Genomic DNA, 18,257 nt, shown 5'->3' with positions numbered 1-18,257 from the left:
GTGGGTGCGGGTAACGGGAGTCGGGAGTCGGGTTGGGAGTTGGGAGTTGGGAGTCCCGATTCGGGAGTCGGAAGAGCGTTTTCGGCTTTCGGTCTTGCGCGGTTGCTGCGCGGGTCGCGTGACTGGTAGAGCGAGGGCAGTGGCAAGATTGCTGGTTGACCGTCCCCTCACCCCAACCCCTCTCCCGACGGGAGAGGGGCTTCTATTCCTTCTCCCGCCGGGAGAAGGTGGCGCGTCAGCGCCGGATGAGGGTAGGGCGCCCGACGCTGCATCACGCCTGGTGCCGCCGCCCAGCCTGCTATCAGATGAAGAAGATCGAAGCGCCGGCGCAGCGGGGCTCGCAGCCTCCGTCGACGGACAGGCCTCGACATGCCGGTCGCACATCAAATCAGTCTGATGGGTATAGCGGACGCCCTGAACGCAGAAGGCGACCGCATCGCTGCGGTCGCCTTCGTTGTTTGCCTGAAGCGCGCGGATCACACAGCCGGTTCGGGGGCCATGCGCGGCATCGAGGTGGCGGCGCCTTCCACTTCGGTGGAGCGCGCGGCGTAGCGGGTGGCAAAACGCACGTGGGTGATGAAGCTGGCAGTCGGCGCTTGTGCCAGCGAGGCCACCAGCGCGCCGTTGAAGGCGTCACCGGCGCCGGTGGTGTCCACGGTCTGCGCGCTTTCCGCGCCCACCCGGTAATGCGCGGCCGTGTCGCCGCGTAGCTGTTCTTCGGCGTGCGAGATGAAGGCGCCCACCGATCCCAGCGTTACCACCACGGTACCGCCCGGCAACAGCTTGCGGCACAGCGAATGCAGCGTGTTGCCGTCCAGCGCCGCCACATCGTCGGCATTGATGCGTTCGCCGACGTGGCGGCCGAGCAGGGCGGCAAACTCGGTTTCGTTGGGCGTCAGCACATCCGACAGCTTGAGCAGGCCGATCGAGGTCGGTGCATTGGCCGGTGCGGCGTTGAGCACGGTCAGCACGCCGCACTCGCGTGCCAGTGCCAGCGCCGACTCGATGGTTTCCGCCGGCGATTCCAGCTGCGCCAGCAACACGCTGGACGAGGTCACCAGTGCGCGTTGGTTGTCCACGAATGCAGCGCTCAGCACCGAATTGGCGCCGGCACCGATCACGATGGTGTTGCGGCCGTGCGCGTCGACGTAGATCCCGCCGGTGCCGGTCGGCTCGTTGCTGGGCTCGGCGATCAGTGCGAAGCCGTCGTGCGCCGCCAGCGAGCGCGCCAGCGCACCGCCGGCATCGTCGCCCAGCGCGCACAGGAAGTGCGTCCTGGCGCCGGCACGTGCAGCCGCGACCGCCTGGTTGAAGCCCTTGCCCCCCGGGCCGGTGCTGTAGCGACCGGCGATGGTGGCGCCCGGCGCAGGCAGCACGTCGCAGCGCCACACGTGATCGACATTGAAGGACCCGACAACGACGACCGAACTCATAAATACCCTTGACTTGAATGACTGAATGAAACGTGGCGTGCGGCGATTAGACCGTCACACCGATGAACCCGCGCCCCTCAACCGAAATGCGAGAGCACACCGGCAATGGTAGCGGTCATGAACGTGGCGATCGAACCGCCCAGTACCGCGCGCAGCCCGAACTTGGCCAGATCGTGACGGCGTTCCGGTGCCAGCCCGCCGATGCCACCGATCTGGATCGCAATCGAGCTGAAGTTGGCAAAGCCGCACAACGCATACGTGGCAATCAGCCGACCCTCCGCGCTCAGGCCCACGCCAGGCACTTCGCCCTTCACGATACGCGACAGTTCGCTGTAGGCGACGAACTCGTTGATCACCACTTTCTGCCCGATCAGCGAGCCGACCGTGGTCGCGTCCACCCACGGGGTACCGATCACCCAGGCGATCGGCGCCAGCACGTAGCCGAAGATCGTCGACAGGTTGGTCGGCCGGCCCAGCAGCGCGGCAGCGCCGGTGATCTCGCCCAGCCAGGTCAGCGGTGCGTTGATCAGGGCGATCAGCGCAATGAAGGCCAGCAGCATCGCGCCGATGTTCAGCGCCAGCCGCAAGCCGTCGCCGGCGCCAGCCGCGGCCGGATCGATGACATTGCTGGTGGTCTTTTCCACTTCCATCTTGACCGTGCCACGCGTCAGCGGGGTGCCGGTTTCCGGCACCAGCAGCTTGGCCACCACCAGGGTGGCGGGCGCGGCCATGATGCTGGCGGCCAGCAGATGCTTGGCGTAGAACGCCTGCTGCGCGGGATCGCTGCCACCGAGCATGCCGACGTAGGCGGCCAGCACGCCGCCGGCGATATGCGCCATGCCGCCGATCATCATCGTCAGCAGCTCGGACTGGGTCATCTTGGGGATGTACGGGCGCACCGTCAGCGGCGCCTCGGTCTGGCCGATGAACACGCTGGCGCACACGCTGGTGGTTTCCGCGCCGGACACGCGCATCACCTTGGTGATCGCCCATGCCATCGCGCGGACCACCACCTGCATCACGCCCAGGTGGTAGAGCACGCCCATCAGCGCCGAGAAGAAGATGATGGTGGGCAGCACCTGGAACGCGAAAATGAAGCCGTAGCTGTCGATGTTCATCAGGTTGCCGAAAATGAAGGTGGACCCTTCATTGACGAAGCTCAGCACCTTGACGAAGCCCTTGCCCAGCGAATCGAACACATCGCGTCCGCCCGGCACCAGCAGCACCAGCGCGGCGAACGAAATCTGCAGCGCCAGACCGGTGGCGACCAGCCTCCAGTCGATCGCGCGGCGGTTGCTCGAAAACAGCCAGGTGATGCCGATGAGCACCGCCAGACCGAACAGGCCGAAACCGATCCTTCCCAAACCTTCGACCATTCCAATCCCCGGGGCTGCTGACGGCAAAACGAGAAGCCTAGAGCAGGGGGTGACCGCGGGCAAGGCGAGCAGCATTCAGGCCCCGCCCGTTGACCCGCAGGCGAGCCAGGGCGGGCGCGGGCAGTTCCCTGCGTGCGGGCGGGCGAGCCGCGCTTGCGCAAGGTCATGGATCGGGGGGCATTGATTCGCTGCCCGTGCGTCGCCCGCAAAGACCGCGCCCCGAAGCGCGATCACCCGACCGGCCGCCGCTTTACCCCTCAGCCATCGATGAAAACCGGTGGTGCGTGCGCGCATACCGGTGTGGGACCTTGACCGGCATGGATGCCGCGCCAGCGCCTACATGGACGTACTTGCGGCGTGTCCCATGCCGGTACGCGTGCAAGCGCCCGCAGCAGACCGAAGCATTCGCGTGGAACTCTAGATGTGGTGCACAAGATTGATCGGTATGCGGAGTCGGTCGGCGGCGCGGCGCCGCATCCAGTGTCGGGACACGCCGTGAATCCATCCCTGGAGGCTCGGTGGCGGCATCCATGCCGCCACACGGTCCCGCCCCCGGACGCGACACCGCGCTCCCAACATTGCCGCCGCTGATAGGCAAGCAAGGCTTCAGGCACGTGTCGATGCCTATGGACTCCGTGGCCGATGTAATCGGTAAGCCATCCATCTGCTGTCACGCCGCCAGGAATGGACGCTCGGAAGAACGTGCAGCTCATCTGGCTGTTCGCATTTCTTTCCGCAACCGACAGCAACCGGTGGTGCTTGCGCGCGTGCCGGTGTGGGACCTTGAGCGGCATGGATGCCGCGCCAGAGCCTACATGGACGTACTTGCGGCGTGTCCCACGCCGGTACGCGTGCAAGCGCCCGCCGTAGACCGACGCTTCTACGTAGCACCGGCAGACCTCATGCGCAGGTTGGTCGGTGTGCGGAGTCGGTCGGCGGCGCGGCGTCGCATCCGGTGTCGGGACACGCCGTAAATCCGTCCCTGGAGACTCGGTGGCGGCATTCATGCCGGCACACGGTCCCGCCCCCGGAAGCGACACCCCGCTCCCAAGCTTGCCGCCGCTGATCGGCAAGCAATGCGTCAAGCAGGTGTTGATGCCCGTGGACTTCGTGGCCGATGTAATCAGTAGGCCATCCATCTACTGTCATGTCGCCAGCGATGGTGACGCTCCCAAAGACTTGCAGACCACCGGGCCCCGCACTTCTTTCGACCGACAATAACTGGTGGTGCCTGCGCGGATGTCGGCGTGGGACCTTGAGCGGCATGGATGCCGCGCAAGCCTGTCGCGCCGGCAGCACCACGTCCTACACTGCGCACGCCGATCCGGGGCAGGGCGCCGCGGAGGTTGTTGGAGTCTGCCAATGCATTACCGTCGTCTGGGGTCCACCGGGCTGCAGCTGTCGGCCCTGTCGTTCGGGGCCTGGGTCACCTTCGGCAAGCAGATCGGGCGCAGCGAAGCGCGCAACCTGATTGCCGCCGCCTGGGACAACGGCGTCACGTTCTTCGACAACGCCGAGGTCTACGCACGCGGCCGCGCCGAAGAGGTGATGGGCGATGTGATCGCCGACCTGCGCCTGCCGCGCGATGGTTACTGCGTGTCGAGCAAGGTGTTTTTCGGCGCGGTGGACAGCCCGCGCCCGACCCAGCGCGGGCTGTCGCGCAAGCATGTCACCGACGCCTGCCATGCCGCACTCAAGCGCCTGCGGGTGGACTATCTGGACCTGTACTTCTGCCATCGGCCCGATCCGGACACGCCGATCCGGGAGACCGTGCGCAGCATGGATGCCCTGATCCGCCAGGGTAAGGTGCTGTACTGGGGCACCTCCGAGTGGAGCGCCGAGCAGGTGCGCGAGGCCATCACCATCGCCGAGCAGGAACACCTGCACGCTCCGTCGATGGAGCAACCGCAGTACAACCTGCTGCACCGCGACCGGCTGGAACGCGAATACGCGCCGCTGTGCGAGGGCGGGCTGGGCACCACGATCTGGTCGCCGCTGGCCTCGGGCCTGCTGACCGGCAAGTACAACGCCGGTGTAGACGCCGATAGCCGCCTCGGCCAACCGGACAATCACTGGCTGCAGGACGAAGTGCTGGGCGCGCCGGAAGCGCGCCGCCTGGAACGCGCCCGCGCGTTCTGTGCACTGGCCGCCGAGCTGGGCCAGTCGCCCGCACGCCTGGCCATCGCCTGGTGCCTGCGCAACCCGCACGTCTCCACGGTGATCCTGGGGGCCAGCCGGGTGGCCCAGCTGGAAGAAAATCTCGGCGCGCTGGACACCTTGACCCAGGTCGATGCCGCCGGCTGGGCGCAGGTAGAGGCGGTAACGCGCTAAGAGCACGCCACGCACTGGGGGTGGTGCGGCTGCAAGGTTGTCGGCTTTGTCTTGTTAGTCGACCGAGCCGGTGAGGCTGCGTCTTCCCTGTCGTGCACGCGGCCAGGTCGCTGTGGCGTCAGGCGCTGGCTGCTTCTCGCTCGGCCAGAAATGCATGCCAGAGCGATGTGATCAAGCCCCGATCATCGCGCAGAAGACAGCGCTGGATGGCTTGGCTGGAATACTTCGATAGATTTTGTGAATCGAAAATGTTCAGCCCATGCAAAGATCGTGTGGCGAAGATGAGAATAGCTCTTGATCATTAAATGAGAATGGTTATTATTTGTCTGGCCAACCGACTGGAGATCCAGATCATGACCGCTCATCCCGTGCTGCTCCGCTCCGAACCGGTCAACCTGCGCGACCGCGCTGCTCCGCGTGCCGTCCCAGCAGAAGACCTCATCAGCAGCGAGGCGCTGCTTAAGGGCCGTCGCGAAGTGCTGATCCAGCATGGCGACCGCGTCTATCGCCTGCGCCATACCAGCAACGACAAGCTCATCCTGACCAAGTAAGCGCCTTGCTCCGATCCGCGCCTTGCGCAGGGTCGGATCGTCTGTCGCGGGCGTTGCCGCCGCCGTCCGCGCACCCCACGCTCTACCCCGGCGGCCGGCCGCGGCCTTGTCTGCAGCACACGCTGCCGGGAATGTCCTTTCAAAGGTTCCCGATGAGTCGCCTGCATCCGCTGGTGGTCGCGCTATCGCTTGCGCTGCCTGCCCTTTCGTCGTGTGCCCACGCTGCCGACCTCGCCGCCAGTGGTGACGCCGCGCGTGATGTCCACGACTTCGACCGGTTGCAGGTCACCGCCACCCGTACCCAGCGCGCCCTGGTCGATGTACCGAGCACGGTGGATGTGATCGACCGCGAGCAACTGGACAATCAACTGGTGCGCGAGCTCAAGGATCTGTTCCGCTACACGCCGGGCGTGTCGGTCACCAGCACCAGCGGCCGCTTCAGCGGCGCCAACGGCATCCGCATCCGCGGGCTGGATGGCAACCGCGTGGCGATCCTGGTCGACAACGTGCCGGTGTCGGACACCTTCAGTTTCGGCAGTTACCTCAACGCCAACCGCAACTTTGTCGATCTGGAAACGCTCAAGCGCGTCGAAGTGGTGCGCGGGCCGGCCAGTTCCCTGTACGGCTCCGACGCCCTGGGCGGCGTGGTGGCCTTCGTCACCAAGGACCCCTCCGATTACCTGGACGCCGACAGGCACAGCTATGTCGGCCTGAAGTTCGGCTACGAAGGCGACTGGAACGGCTTGTTCGCCGGTGCCACCGGTGCGTTCGGCGGCGAACGCTGGAGCGGCATGGTGGCGGTCAGCCACCGCCAGGGCCAGGAGGCGCAGAACCAGGGCGACATCCGCAGCCGCGATGTCAGCCGTACCGCGGCCAACCCGCAGCGCATCGATGGCCGCAGCGTGCTGGCCAAGCTGGTGTACGCGCCCAGCGCGCAGCAGCGCTTCAAGCTCACCGTGGAAGGCAACGAAGACTACGGCAGCATCGAGGCATTGACCGGCATCGACCCGCGTGTGACCACCCCATCGTTGCGCATCCTGTCGCAGGACGGGCGCGACCATCAGACGCGTGCGCGTGTTTCGCTGCGGCACGAACTGGATGCGCTGGGCTGGTCGCTGGCCGACGACCTGCAGTGGCAGCTGTATCGCCAGGACAGCGAGAGCCTGCAGCGCACCGACGAGCTGCGCGGCAACAACACCCGCCGGCATAACGAACACAACTTCGATCAGCGCGTCTACGGCCTGCTGGTCAACGCACACAAGGCCATCGACACCGGCACGCTCAGTCACGCCATCACCTATGGCCTGGACGGCACCTGGACCGACACCCGCGGCAAGCGCGATGGCTACTCGGTCAATCTGGCCAATGGCGCCATCACCAATCGCGTCGGTCAGGACGTGTTTCCGGTGCGCGACTTCCCCAAGAGCCAGACCACCAAGCTCGGGTTGTATGCGCAGGACGAGATCGGCCTGTTCGATGGCAAGCTGTCGCTGACGCCCGGCGTGCGCGTGGATTATTTCCGGCTGTCGCCGCAGGTGGACGACATCTTCCGCGAAGACAATCCCGGCGTTGCCGCCGAGACCATCGACCAAACCCAGGTCTCTCCCAAGTTCGGTGCACTGTGGCGGTTTTCGGACGCCTGGTCGGCCTATGCCAATTACGCGCACGGCTTCCGCGCACCGCCGTACAACGACGTCAATATCGGCTTCACCAACCTGCAGGCGCGCTACACCGCCATCGCCAATCCGGACCTGAAATCGGAAACCAGCCGCGGTGGCGAGCTGGGGCTGCGCTTCAATGATGCTATCGGCTATCTGGGCGTCAGCGTTTACTACACCGACTACCGCAACTTCATCGAATCCTATGCGCCGGCCGGCTTCAACGCCGACGGGCTGATGCTGTTCCAGTCGCGCAACGTGGACGATGTGGTGATCAAGGGCGCCGAAGCGCGCGGCGGGATCGATCTGGGCGCCCTGGCCGGTTGGCAGGGCTGGTCGCTCAACAGCGCCGTGGCGTATTCGGAAGGCGACAACCTCACCGACGGCACCCCGCTCAACTCGGTCGACCCGCTGCGCGGCACGCTCGGCCTGGCCTTCGACAGCGATGGCTGGGGCGCGGAGCTGATAGGCACCTTCGTCGCCCGCAAGCGTCGCCCACAGCTGGACAGCTATTACACCCCGGCCGGCTACGCCACGCTGGACCTGATGGGGCATTGGGAGTTCGCACCCGGTGCCAAGGTCACCGCCGGCATCTTCAATCTCGCCGACCGCCGCTACGTGGACTGGAACGCGCTGCCCAACGGCACGCTGGCCAGCAGCACGGTGCTCGACCGCTTCACCGGCGCCGGGCGTACCGCCTCGGTCAGCCTGGCAGTGAGCTGGTAGCGGCCATGCCCATCGCCCGCCCGCTGCCGTCGTTGTCGCATGCACGTGCCACCCGCGTCGCGTTGCCGCGGCCGCAGCAGCTGGCCGCGCTGGGCACGGTGCTGTGTCTGTATCGGCCTGCCTTGGGCAACGAACTGGACGGCTGGCAGCACGCGGTGGATGCGGCGGCGTGCCGGCAGGTCGACAGCGATGGCGTGCGCGAAAGCATCTGGTTCTTCGATGCCGAAGGGCAGTGCTGCTGGCGGATCTGCCTGTTGCCTGACAGCGACTTCCTGGTCTGGGATCGCCTGGTCTCGCGCCTGCCGCCGCTGCCGGTGGAAACCCACGAACTGGGCGTCGGCGAGCGGCTGTGGCGTCGCCTGGCCGGACGCATGCGGGGGCAGGCGTGGCGATTGAGCGCCTTGCGGCTGCAGACCGCCGCCACCGGCGAGCAACCGTTTGTCGCCAGCCTGGCGAGCGTGTCGGCGCTGGGCGCCGAGGTTGCCGCACGCCTGGCACGCGAGGAGGGCATCGACGGACGCGTGGCGGTGGACGATTGCTGCTGCGCACGCGCTGCCGCCTTGCGCACGGCCTCCGCCACATCCAGCAACACCAACCCATCCGACATGACGACGGCGCTGGTGCGCCTGCGCCGCTGACGGTCTCCAACCACGACCGAGAGTTCCGAATGAGCCGACTGTTTCCCCGTTGCATCGCAGTGACGCTGAGCCTGTTGCCGTTGATCGCCGCCGCCGACGTCCAGCGCGACCGCCAGAGCATCCTGGCGATGCAGGGCGAATACGCAGTGGACTTTGCCTTCGACGAGACAGTGCTGCTCAAGCCCGGCTACGAGCGTGCGTCGGCCATGCGCAGCGGCGCCAGCGAAGTGGTGATCGTGGTGGAGGACTCACCGCGCAAGCTGGTGCTGCAGCATTTGCTGGTGGATGAAAAAAGCAAACACGTGACCAAGCACTGGCGGCAGGACTGGATCTACGAAGCGCCGCAGCGGTTCGAATTCACCGCCGATCAGACCTGGACGGTGCATGCGCTGCCGCCGGCCGTCACCACCGGCGCCTGGACCCAGTGCGTCTACGAGGTCAGCGACGCGCCGCGCTATTGCGGCACCGGTCGCTGGGACTATGCCGACGGCCATCCCACCTGGACCAGCGATCCGAGCTGGCGCCCGTTGCCGCGCCGCGAGTACACCAAGCGCAGCGACTACAACGCGCTCGCGGTGATCAATCGCCACACCCTCACGCCCAACGGCTGGACCCACGAACAGTTCAACACCAAGGTGCTGCGCAGGCCCGATGGCAGCCAGGAGGCGATCGCGCGCGAGTTCGGCTTCAACGATTACCGCAAGACCACCGAGGTCGACTTCGCCCCGGCCTATGCGTACTGGAAGGGCACCCAGGGCTACTGGGCCAAGGTGCGCGCGCGCTGGGCCAGGTTCCTTGACACGCCGCCAGGCGTGCATCTGAAGACCAAGCCGGACGGCATGGCGATGATCATGCCGATGTTCCAGCAGGCCGAGGCGGTGCAGGACGGCAAGCGGGTCAAGGACGCGCAGCTGGACGCGGTGTTCGCGCAGTGGGTCGAACCCGCGAACTAGCCACCCCGGTGCGGTAGGAGCGCACCAGGGCGCGACGGGCATTCCCGACACGCCCGACATGTCCGACATGCCCATCGCGCCCGACACGCCCATCGAGCCGCGCCCTGGGACGCTGCTGCAAGGTCGCGCCCTGGTGCGCTCCTACGGGTAAGACGGCGGTTAGCCCTTCAAAGGGCGGTTATTCCTTGAACATCAAAAATGCCGCGACCAGGATCAAGCCGAACGCGGCCCAGTGATTCCACTTCAACGACTGGCCCAGGTAGAACGTCGAGAAGCCCGCGAACACCAGCAGCGTGATCACCTCCTGCATGCCCTTGAGCTGTGGCGCCGAATACACCGCGCTGCCCAGCCGGTTGCCCGGCACCTGCAGGCAGTATTCGAAGAACGCAATGCCCCAGCTGACCAGGATGGCGATCATCAGCGGCGTGCTCTTGTACTTCAGGTGCCCGTACCAGGCGAAGGTCATGAACACATTGCTGGCGATCAGCAACAGCACCGGATACAGATAGGCAGTGAAAGGAGCGGTAGGCATGACGGCAGGCGGCAGGAAAGGGGCCGGCAGCATAAGCCAGGCCCGTTAAGCGCACGCGACCGTGCCGATGAGCCCGGCACGCGGGCTCAGGCCGTTGGTGGCCGGCGCGACACGTTCATCTGCAGCGTGGCCAGGCAAAGCGACTGGCCAGGCATCGCGGCGCCCCGGGCTCCCGCGGTCATCCCGCTAGCGCTGCATGCCCCAGCGGCGCACGGTCAGCCGCTCGATGGCCTGAAACACCACGCCCTCCACCAGCAGGCCCAGCACGATCACCATCGCCAGGCCGGCGAACACCCGGTCGGTATACAGCTCGTTGCGGTTCTGGAAGATGTACCACCCCAGGCCACCCTGGCCGGAGGTGGCGCCGAACACCAGTTCGGCCGCGATCAGGGTGCGCCAGGCGAAGGCCCAGCCGATCTTCAGCCCGGACAGGATCGCCGGCAGCGCGGCGGGAATCAGCAGTTGCGCCACGTAGCGCGGCCCGCGCAGCCCGTAATTGCGCCCGGCCATGCGCAGGGTTTCCGGCACCGCCTGGAAGCCGGCGTAGGTGGTCAGCGCCAGCGGCCACAGCACCGAATGCACCAGCACGAACACCAGGCTGCCGGTGCCCAGGCCGAACCACAGCAGGGCCAGCGGCAGCAGCGCGATGGCCGGCAGCGGATTGAACATGGCTGTCAGCGTGCCGAGCACGTCGCGGCCCCAGCGCGTGGAGGCGGCCAGCGCGGTCAGCACGAAGGCCAGCACCACGCCCAGCGCGTAGCCCTGCGCCAGCACGCGCAGCGACGCGCCCACGCGGCGCAACAACTCGCCCGACAGCAGCCCGTCGTAGAACGCGCGTGCGGTCTGCAGCGCGCTGGGCAGCATCAGATCGTCGCCAACCACGCGTGCGGCGATCTCCCACACCGCGATCAGCACCACCAGCACCAGCGCCTTGCGCAGCCACGGTGGTGCCTGCCAGCGCGTCGGCGCGGCGGCTGCAACCAATGCGGGATCCAGCGGCTGCAGGGCCACTTCGTACTCGGCCCGCACCGGTGGCAATGGCGGCAGCGCGGTGGCGTTGCCGCCGCTCATGGCAGCACCTCGCGCTGGCGCTCGGCGGGGCGACGCAATGGCGCCACCTTGGCATCGTCCAGGGTGTCGTCGGGCAGGTCGAACAGTAGCCGATGGATCCGCTGCGCGGTCTGCTGGAACGCCACGCTGCCGGCGCTGTGCGGGCCGAACGCATGCGCGTTGAGCTCGGCGCGTACCTGGCCCGGATGTGGCGACAACAACAGCACGCGGTTACCGACCACCAACGCCTCCTCGATCGAATGGGTGACGAACAACAGGGTGAAGCGCGATTGCTCCCACAGCTCCAGCACCTGCTCCTGCATGCGCGAACGCGTCAACGCATCGAGCGCGGCGAACGGCTCGTCCATCAACAACACGCGCGGCCGCATCGCCAACGCGCGCGCAATCGCCACGCGTTGCTTCATGCCGCCGGACAAGGTGTGCGGATACGCCTGCGCAAACGCGCTCAGCCCGACCTGCGCCAGGCTGTCGTCGGCACGTTCACGCGCTTCGGCACGCGACAGCTTGCGGGCGGCACGCAGGCCGAACACCACGTTCTCGCGCACGGTCTTCCAGGGCGCCAACTGGTCGAATTCCTGGAACACCACCACCCGGTCCGGTCCGGGTCCGGTGACCGCGTTGCCATCCAGGCGGATCTGCCCCTCGCGCGGGGTGACGAAGCCGGCCACCGCCTTGAGCAAGGTGGATTTGCCGCAACCCGACGGCCCCAGCAGCACGAAGCGATCGGCTTCATGCACGTCGAAACGCACGCGGTGGGTGGCACGCACCACGCGCTGCGCGGAGGCGTATTCCAGGCTGACGTGGTCGACCTGCAGCAATGGTGTGGGCGTGGCCATCGCTCAGCTCCCGCCTGCGATCAGCGGATCGTCGAAGAAGTAGTCGCCCAGTTTGCCCGGCGTCTGCTTGATCGCGCCGCTGTGCTGCATGAACTTGCCAAGTCCCAGCGTGTTCTGCGGCACCACGGTGAACTGTACCTTCGGGTCCTTGAGGATCTGCAGCACCAGCGCGCGATCGATGCTCGAGCCATTGCGACGCAGGAAGATATCCGCCGCCTGCTCCGGATGGGCGGTGACAAAGCGCGCAGCCTGATCCAGCGCCGCGACGAAGGCGCGGTAGGTCTTGGGATTGTCGCGGCGGAATTTCTCGGTGGCGTACAGCACGGTGGCCGACGAGGGGCCGCCTTCGATCTCGTAGGAGCTGGTCACGATGTGCGCGGCCGGATTGCGCGCCAGCTCCTGCTCCTGGAATGGCGGGCTGGCGAAGTGGGCGGTGATCTCGGTGCGGCCGCGGATGATCGCTGCGGCCGCGTCCGGATGCGGCAAGGCGACCTGCAGCGGGTCCAGCTGGTGGGTGCCCTTGTCGCCCCAGCGCTGTTGCGAGGCATGCTGCAGGAAGCGCGACTGCACCGACACGCCGGTGGCTGGCACCGCAATGCGGTCCTGCGGGGTGAAATCGCCGATGGACTTGATGCGCGGATTGTTGCTGATCAGGTAGTACGGAAAGTTGCCCAGCGATGCCACGCCGCGCACGTTCTGGCGGCCATGGGTGCGGTCCCAGATGGTGAACAACGGCCCGACGCCGGCACCGGCGATATCGATCGAACCGGTCAGCAGGGCATCGTTGACGGCCGCGCCACCGGACAGCTGCAGGAACTGCACGTCGATGTCCACGCCGGCCGCCTTGCCCTGCTGTTCGATCAGCTTCTGATCCTGCGCCACGTCCAGCAGCAGGTAGACGATGCCGAACTGCTTGGCGATGCGCAGCTTTCCTTCGGCCTGGGCCTGTGCGCTGTGCAGCAACGGCAGTGCGGCCAGGAGCAGCAGCGCAATACGCCGGGAAACGCGTCGGCGCTGCGGACGCGCGTGAGAGGTGACGGTCAAACGCATGCGGCGCTCCAATCGGGAGGGGGAGGGGATGGCGCGTTTCACAGCGCATTACGCGCTGTAAACCGTGCGGGAGGCGGCACCTTGCTAGAACGGCGCATCGCCTTCGATGGTGGTGCGGTTGAGGCGGCGCCGCAGGTGATCGGGCGTGCCGGCGGCCAGATGCATGACCGAGCGGTTGTCCCAGAACACCATGTCGTGCGGCTGCCAGTGATGCCGGTACACCAAGGCATCGCGGGTGCTGTGGTCGAACAGGGCCTGCAGCAGCGCGGCACTCTCGTCGTCGGGCAGGCCGACGATGCGGGTGGTGAAATGCTCGCTGACAAACAGCGCTTTCCGGCCGGTTTCCGGGTGCGTGCGCACGACCGGATGCTGCACTGGTTTCACTTCGGCGATCTGTTCCGGCGTCAGCGCCGGGCGCCACGGATTGCGCGCACGCAGCTCCTCGTACTTGGCCAGGTAGCTGTGCTCGGCACGCAGATCCTGCACCGTCTGCTTGAGCGCGTCGGGCAGGGTCTGCCAGGCCAGGTGCTGGTTGGCGAACAAGGTGTCGCCGCCTTCGCTGGGCAGTTCCTGCGCGTGCAGCAGCGATCCCAGGCTGGGGGTGTCCTTGTAGGACAGATCCGAGTGCCAGTAGTGGCCGGCGTCGCCCAGGCCGATCGGCTTGCCGTTTTCCTTGATGTTGGAGACCACCAGTACCTCCGGATGCCCGGGCAACTGGAAATTGCGCAACACATGGATCTGCAGCGGGCCGAAGCGACGGCTGAAGGCGACCTGCTGCGCCGGCGTGATGCGTTGCTCGCGAAACACCAGCACGTGGTAGTCCAGGTGCGCCTGATGGATGCGCGCGAAGGTCTCCGCATCCAGCGGCTGCGACAGATCCAGGCCGATCACTTCGGCGCCCAGCGGGGCATCGAACGGCACGATCCGGACACTGGAGGAGTACGCGGTGGAAACCGCATCGCGCGGCGGCTGCGCACGTGCAGCAGAAGGGACGCTGGCCATGACGGTGGCACCTCGACGGCAACGAAGGGCCGCCTGGGCCGGCGGCCGGACACACCACTGTAGGCAGTCCGCTCGCCGCTGCGAACGTACGATTGGCAAGGTGCTTATGCGCTGCCGGTATATGCACCGGTGCGACGGAACGCAAAAGGGCGACGCCTGCGCGCCGCCCTGCTCACGTGTCCAGCCAACCCGGCCTCAGTCGGTCCGCAGTGCCAGCGCTGGCGGCGTGGACAGGATGCGGCGCGTGCCCGACCAACCGGCCAGCAGGCTCAACGCCAGGCCAAACGCGCCGCCGATCAGCAGGCGCGGCCAATCCGGCGTCAATGCAATCTCGAACGCCTTCTGTCCGACCACTGCCCCGATCACCGCCGCGGCGGTCACCGCCAGTGTCGCTGCCAGCAGGCCAAGCGCGCCGAACTCCACCAGCACCGCACCACGCAACTGGCCGCGCCGCGCGCCCAGCGTGCGCAGCACCGCACTGTCATAGCGACGCTCGCCGGCGGTGGCCTGCAGGGCTGCCAGCAGCACCAGCACACCGGCCAGCAGGCTGAAGCCCATCACCAGTTGCACCGCCTGCGCCACCTGGTCGATCACCTCGCGCACCCGGCCGAGGATGGCATCGATATCCAGCACCGAAATGTTGGGGTAGTCGCGGCTCAACGACGCCAGCCTGGGCGCATTGCCGGGCGGCAGATGGAAGCTGGAAATCAGGTTGTACGGCGCATCGCCGACCGCGCCCTGGTTGAGCAGCAGGAAGAAATTGACCCGGAATGAATCCCAGTCGGCCTTGCGGATGCTGGTGACGGTGAAACTGCGCTGCTGCTCGCCCAGCAGCAAGGTGATGCGATCGCCGAGTTTGAGCTGATACCGCTGCGCCCAGCCTTCTTCCACCGAGGCCTCCGGCGCAGTGCTGTCGGCCGCCCAGAATCTGCCTTCCAGCAAGGTGTTTGCCGGCGGGAATGCGTGCCGCCAGGAGAAGTTGACCGGGCGGTTGTCGCCGTCGCCATCGTCGGCCGGATCGCGGTCGCCGCGCAGCGGTGGCTTGTCGTTGATCGCCACCAGCCGCCCGGTCGAAAACGGCTCCACGGCCGCATCGTCCACGCCCAGGCCGCGCAGCGTCTGCAGCACCGGCCCGGTCTGCTCGGGCTGGATGTTCATCAGGAAATAGTTGGGCGTCTCCGCCGGCAGGCGGTCGCGCCATTGCCCGAGCAGGCCGGGGCCGACCACCGCCAGCAGCAGCAGCGCGCACAACGACAGCGACAGCCCGACCAGCTGCACCACGCTCAGTCCGCGACGCCGCGTCAGCGAGGCCAGGCCCAGCTTCCACGCGCCGCGCAGGCGGTGCTGGATCGGCCGCAGCAAGGCCAGCAGGCCAAGCCCCAGTGCCATCGCCACCAGCGCCAGGGCGGCCAGCCCGCCCAGCACCCAGCCGGCCAGCACCAGGTTGCCGGTCGCATACACGGTCAGCGCCAGCGTGGCCGCCAATGCCGCGGCGTAGACCAGCAGGGAACTCGGCGGCACCGCGGCAAAGCTGCGGTTGAGCACACGCATCGGCGGCACGTTGCGCAGCCGCAGCAGCGGCGGCAGGCCGAAGCCCAGCAACAGCACCAGGCCGATGCCTGCACCGGCCAGGGCCGGGGTGGCCTGCGGCAACGGCAGCCGGTCCGGGATCAGGCTGCCCAGCGCCTGCACCAGGCCTTCCTGCGCCAGCATGCCCAGCCCGATCCCGACCAGGCAGGCCGGAATCGCGGTCAGCAGCAATTGCAGCGACAGCATCGCCAGGATGTCGCGCTGGCGTGCGCCCAGGCAGCGCAGCACCGCCACCGTGTCGATCCGGCGCATCGCAAAGCGGTTCGCTGCCAACGCGGTCGCCACACCGGACAACAGCACCGCCAGCAAGGCCGACAAGGCCAAAAAGCGCCCCGCACGATCGAACGCCGCGCGCATGCCGCGCTGGGTGTCCTCGATGCCGACCAGGCGGAATTCGCTGGCGCGCGGTTTCAGCCAGGCGCGCAGTTCGGCGATGGCATCGGGCGCACCGGAGAACATCAGCCGGTACGAAGCGCGGCTGCCGGGGCCAAGCAATCCGGCACCGTCGATATCGGCGCGATTGACCAGCAGCGGTGGCGACAGCTGCATCAGCTCGCCGGACGCATCCGGTTCGGCCCGCAGCACGCCGGTGATGGTGAGGTGGCCGGCGCCGAATTCCAGCTGTTCGCCCACGCGCAGGCCCAGGGCCTCCAGCAGGCGGGGGTCGGCATAGGCCTGGCCCGGCGGCGGTGCGCCCGCAGGCGTGCCCTGCATGCCGGCGCTGTCCCTGGACACCAGCAACTGCCCGCGCAGCGGGTAGCCCGCGCCAACCCCGCGGATATTGGCCATCTGGCTGGCCTCGCCGTGAAACAGCACGCTGGGGAAGCTGACCATGCGCGTGCTCTGCAGGCCGCGGCGTTGCGCCTCGGCGGCGAAGTCGGCCGGGATTTCCTGGCGGCCGGTCACGCCCAGATCGCCACCGAGCACCTCGGCCGCGCTGGAGGTCAGCGCCAGGGTCACCCGATCGACCAGCGTGCCAACCGCCGTCATCACCGCCACGCCCAGCACCAGCGCGGCGAACACGGTCAGCAGGTCGCCGGCCAGGAACTCGCGGCGCACCGCGCGTGCGGCTTGACGCAGCACGTTCATGCGGCCGGACCGGTCTGGGCGTGCAGGCGGCCGCTGTCGATGCGGTAGATATGCTTGCAACGCTGCGCCAGCGTCATGTCGTGGGTCACCAGCACCAGGGTGGTGTCGCTGGTGGCGTTGAGCGCGAACAACAGGTCGCTGATCTGCGCGCCGGTGGTCTGGTCCAGGCTGCCGGTGGGCTCGTCGGCAAACAGGATGCGCGGTCTGGCCACGAATGCGCGTGCCAGCGCCACGCGTTGCTGCTCGCCACCGGACAGCTGGCGCGGGTAGTGGCGCGCACGCGCGCTCAGGCCGACTGCCTCCAGTACCTCGCGTACCCGCGCCGGGTCCTCGCGCCCGGCCAGTTCCAGCGGCAGCGCGATGTTTTCTTCGGCGGTCAGCGCCGGCAGCAGATGGAAGCTCTGGAACACGAAGCCCACCTCGCGCGCGCGCAGGGCGGCACGGGCCTCTTCGTCCAGCTGGCCCAACTCCTGGCCGGACAGCGCAATGCTGCCCCGGCTGGGCAGGTCCAGCCCGGCCAGCAGGCCGAGCAGGGTGGTCTTGCCCGAGCCGGATGCGCCGACGATGGCGATACTGTCGCCTTCACTGACCGTCAAGCTGACCTTGTCGAGGATGTGGAGTGTTCCCTCCGGTCCACTGACGGACTTGCCGACGTCGCGGACGTCGATGGCAATGCGGGTACTGGAGTGGGGGGCCAGACTGTCGATGAGGAATCTCCGAATGCGTGAAAGAACACTGCGATATGGCGTGCTGGTCCTGTGGCTGCTGACACTGTCCCTGCTCGCGCCGGGAATTGCCTCTGCCAAAAGTCCGGTGGCGACCGCCCCGATCCTGGTCGTCGGCGACAGCCTGAGCGCTGCGCACAACATCCCGGTGCAGTCTGGCTGGGTCACCTTGCTGGACCAACGCCTCAAGCGTGACATGGCGACGCCACCGGCGGTCGTCAATGCCAGCATCAGCGGTGAGACCACCTCCGGTGCATTGACGCGGCTGCCCGGCCTGCTGCAGAAGCACCACCCCGGCGTGGTGGTGATCGAACTCGGCGGCAACGATGCGCTGCGCGGCCTTACCCCGGCCCAGCTGAAGGGCAACCTGGAAAAGATGATCCAGCTCAGCCAGCAGGCCGGCGCGAAGGTGCTGCTGCTCGGCATCGATGTGCCGCCCAACTATGGCCCCGCCTATCGCGAACGCCTGAAGGCGACCTATGCCGACCTGTCCAGCCAGTACAAGACCGCATTGGTGCCGTTCTTCCTGGAAAAGGTCGCGCTGCAGCCAGGCCTGATGCAGGCGGACGGCCTGCATCCCACTGCCACGGCCCAGCCCAGGGTGCTGGAAACGGTGTGGCCCGCGCTGCGCCCCCTGCTCGGCCGTTGACGGCCGTCGGGCAACGCCCGCCGTCACAAAACGTTAGATGGTCTTCA

At 67.3% G+C, this 18,257-nt stretch carries 15 protein-coding genes; 6 read left to right on the top strand and 9 right to left on the bottom strand.

Features of this window, described 5'->3' with window-relative positions; translation table 11 throughout:
• Window positions 1–476 precede the first annotated feature (476 nt).
• Window positions 477–1,433 (bottom strand): ribokinase, encoded by a 957-nt coding sequence (locus EO141_RS05780; protein ID WP_126944361.1) that lies wholly within the window; start codon window positions 1,431–1,433, stop codon window positions 477–479.
• Window positions 1,434–1,510: 77 nt separating this feature from the next.
• A complete protein-coding gene (locus EO141_RS05775; RefSeq protein ID WP_127168715.1) occupies window positions 1,511–2,809 on the bottom strand; it encodes a nucleoside transporter C-terminal domain-containing protein in 1,299 nt (432 codons plus the stop codon).
• Window positions 2,810–4,171: 1,362 nt separating this feature from the next.
• On the opposite strand from EO141_RS05775, the gene EO141_RS05765 reads away from it, so the two are divergent.
• The 5 genes from EO141_RS05765 to EO141_RS05745 all read left to right on the top strand — a co-directional run bounded on the left by EO141_RS05765 (window position 4,172) and on the right by EO141_RS05745 (window position 9,666).
• Window positions 4,172–5,140, top strand: a complete 969-nt coding sequence (locus EO141_RS05765) for an aldo/keto reductase (protein ID WP_115676145.1) — start codon at window positions 4,172–4,174, stop codon at window positions 5,138–5,140.
• 311 nt (window positions 5,141–5,451) lie between these two features.
• Entirely contained in the window at window positions 5,452–5,691 is a 240-nt protein-coding gene (locus tag EO141_RS05760) for a hemin uptake protein HemP (RefSeq protein ID WP_024938306.1), read from the top strand.
• A gap of 152 nt (window positions 5,692–5,843) precedes the next feature.
• The gene (locus EO141_RS05755; RefSeq protein ID WP_127168710.1) at window positions 5,844–8,075 is read left to right on the top strand and encodes a TonB-dependent hemoglobin/transferrin/lactoferrin family receptor; all 2,232 of its coding nucleotides are present in this window, start codon (window positions 5,844–5,846) and stop codon (window positions 8,073–8,075) included.
• A gap of 5 nt (window positions 8,076–8,080) precedes the next feature.
• A complete protein-coding gene (locus EO141_RS05750; RefSeq protein ID WP_127168711.1) occupies window positions 8,081–8,713 on the top strand; it encodes a Hemin transport protein in 633 nt (210 codons plus the stop codon).
• Window positions 8,714–8,742: 29 nt separating this feature from the next.
• Window positions 8,743–9,666 carry a DUF6607 family protein gene (locus EO141_RS05745; protein ID WP_127168712.1) on the top strand — a complete coding sequence of 308 codons (924 nt, stop codon included), beginning with the start codon at window positions 8,743–8,745 and terminating at the stop codon, window positions 9,664–9,666.
• Between the two features lie 178 nt (window positions 9,667–9,844).
• Here EO141_RS05745 and EO141_RS05740 read toward each other — a convergent pair whose 3' ends face one another.
• The 7 genes from EO141_RS05740 to EO141_RS05710 form a co-directional block, all read right to left on the bottom strand.
• Entirely contained in the window at window positions 9,845–10,198 is a 354-nt protein-coding gene (locus EO141_RS05740; RefSeq protein ID WP_024938302.1) for a DMT family protein, read from the bottom strand.
• Window positions 10,199–10,384: 186 nt separating this feature from the next.
• Window positions 10,385–11,269 carry an ABC transporter permease gene (locus EO141_RS05735; protein WP_119129651.1) on the bottom strand — a complete coding sequence of 295 codons (885 nt, stop codon included), beginning with the start codon at window positions 11,267–11,269 and terminating at the stop codon, window positions 10,385–10,387.
• Window positions 11,266–12,105: an ABC transporter ATP-binding protein gene (locus EO141_RS05730; protein WP_115676154.1), complete on the bottom strand. Its 840-nt coding sequence runs from the start codon at window positions 12,103–12,105 to the stop codon at window positions 11,266–11,268. The genes EO141_RS05735 and EO141_RS05730 overlap by 4 nt, the downstream gene beginning before the upstream one ends.
• Before the next feature lie 3 nt (window positions 12,106–12,108).
• Window positions 12,109–13,155, bottom strand: a complete 1,047-nt coding sequence (locus EO141_RS05725) for an ABC transporter substrate-binding protein (protein WP_127168713.1) — start codon at window positions 13,153–13,155, stop codon at window positions 12,109–12,111.
• Window positions 13,156–13,239: 84 nt separating this feature from the next.
• Window positions 13,240–14,157, bottom strand: coding sequence for a TauD/TfdA family dioxygenase (locus EO141_RS05720; protein ID WP_127168714.1), 918 nt, complete (start codon window positions 14,155–14,157; stop codon window positions 13,240–13,242).
• A 195-nt stretch (window positions 14,158–14,352) separates the two neighbouring features.
• Window positions 14,353–16,836, bottom strand: a complete 2,484-nt coding sequence (locus EO141_RS05715; protein ID WP_126946240.1) for an FtsX-like permease family protein — start codon at window positions 16,834–16,836, stop codon at window positions 14,353–14,355.
• Window positions 16,833–17,450, bottom strand: coding sequence for an ATP-binding cassette domain-containing protein (locus EO141_RS05710; protein WP_256359910.1), 618 nt, complete (start codon window positions 17,448–17,450; stop codon window positions 16,833–16,835). Before EO141_RS05710 ends, EO141_RS05715 begins: the two co-directional genes overlap by 4 nt.
• Before the next feature lie 91 nt (window positions 17,451–17,541).
• Here EO141_RS05710 and EO141_RS05705 point away from each other — a divergent pair, with 91 nt between their 5' ends.
• Window positions 17,542–18,210, top strand: coding sequence for an arylesterase (locus EO141_RS05705; protein WP_180708127.1), 669 nt, complete (start codon window positions 17,542–17,544; stop codon window positions 18,208–18,210).
• Window positions 18,211–18,257: the final 47 nt, after the last annotated feature.

Origin of the sequence: Xanthomonas sp. BRIP62415, assembly GCF_003993515.1 — a bacterium.
GTDB classification, from domain to species: Bacteria; Pseudomonadota; Gammaproteobacteria; order Xanthomonadales; family Xanthomonadaceae; genus Xanthomonas; species Xanthomonas euroxanthea.
This window is presented reverse-complemented; position numbering and strand designations above follow the sequence as displayed.

Bases quoted from the DNA above. Each gene is read 5' to 3' on its own strand.
- EO141_RS05780 (WP_126944361.1), bottom strand. From the start codon at position 1,433: ATGAGTTCGGTCGTCGTTGTCGGGTCCTTCAATGTCGATCACGTGTGG.
- EO141_RS05775 (WP_127168715.1), bottom strand. From the start codon at position 2,809: ATGGTCGAAGGTTTGGGAAGGATCGGTTTCGGCCTGTTCGGTCTGGCG.
- EO141_RS05765 (WP_115676145.1), top strand. From the start codon at position 4,172: ATGCATTACCGTCGTCTGGGGTCCACCGGGCTGCAGCTGTCGGCCCTG.
- EO141_RS05760 (WP_024938306.1), top strand. From the start codon at position 5,452: ATGGTTATTATTTGTCTGGCCAACCGACTGGAGATCCAGATCATGACC.
- EO141_RS05755 (WP_127168710.1), top strand. From the start codon at position 5,844: ATGAGTCGCCTGCATCCGCTGGTGGTCGCGCTATCGCTTGCGCTGCCT.
- EO141_RS05750 (WP_127168711.1), top strand. From the start codon at position 8,081: ATGCCCATCGCCCGCCCGCTGCCGTCGTTGTCGCATGCACGTGCCACC.
- EO141_RS05745 (WP_127168712.1), top strand. From the start codon at position 8,743: ATGAGCCGACTGTTTCCCCGTTGCATCGCAGTGACGCTGAGCCTGTTG.
- EO141_RS05740 (WP_024938302.1), bottom strand. From the start codon at position 10,198: ATGCCTACCGCTCCTTTCACTGCCTATCTGTATCCGGTGCTGTTGCTG.
- EO141_RS05735 (WP_119129651.1), bottom strand. From the start codon at position 11,269: ATGAGCGGCGGCAACGCCACCGCGCTGCCGCCATTGCCACCGGTGCGG.
- EO141_RS05730 (WP_115676154.1), bottom strand. From the start codon at position 12,105: ATGGCCACGCCCACACCATTGCTGCAGGTCGACCACGTCAGCCTGGAA.
- EO141_RS05725 (WP_127168713.1), bottom strand. From the start codon at position 13,155: ATGCGTTTGACCGTCACCTCTCACGCGCGTCCGCAGCGCCGACGCGTT.
- EO141_RS05720 (WP_127168714.1), bottom strand. From the start codon at position 14,157: ATGGCCAGCGTCCCTTCTGCTGCACGTGCGCAGCCGCCGCGCGATGCG.
- EO141_RS05715 (WP_126946240.1), bottom strand. From the start codon at position 16,836: ATGAACGTGCTGCGTCAAGCCGCACGCGCGGTGCGCCGCGAGTTCCTG.
- EO141_RS05705 (WP_180708127.1), top strand. From the start codon at position 17,542: ATGAGGAATCTCCGAATGCGTGAAAGAACACTGCGATATGGCGTGCTG.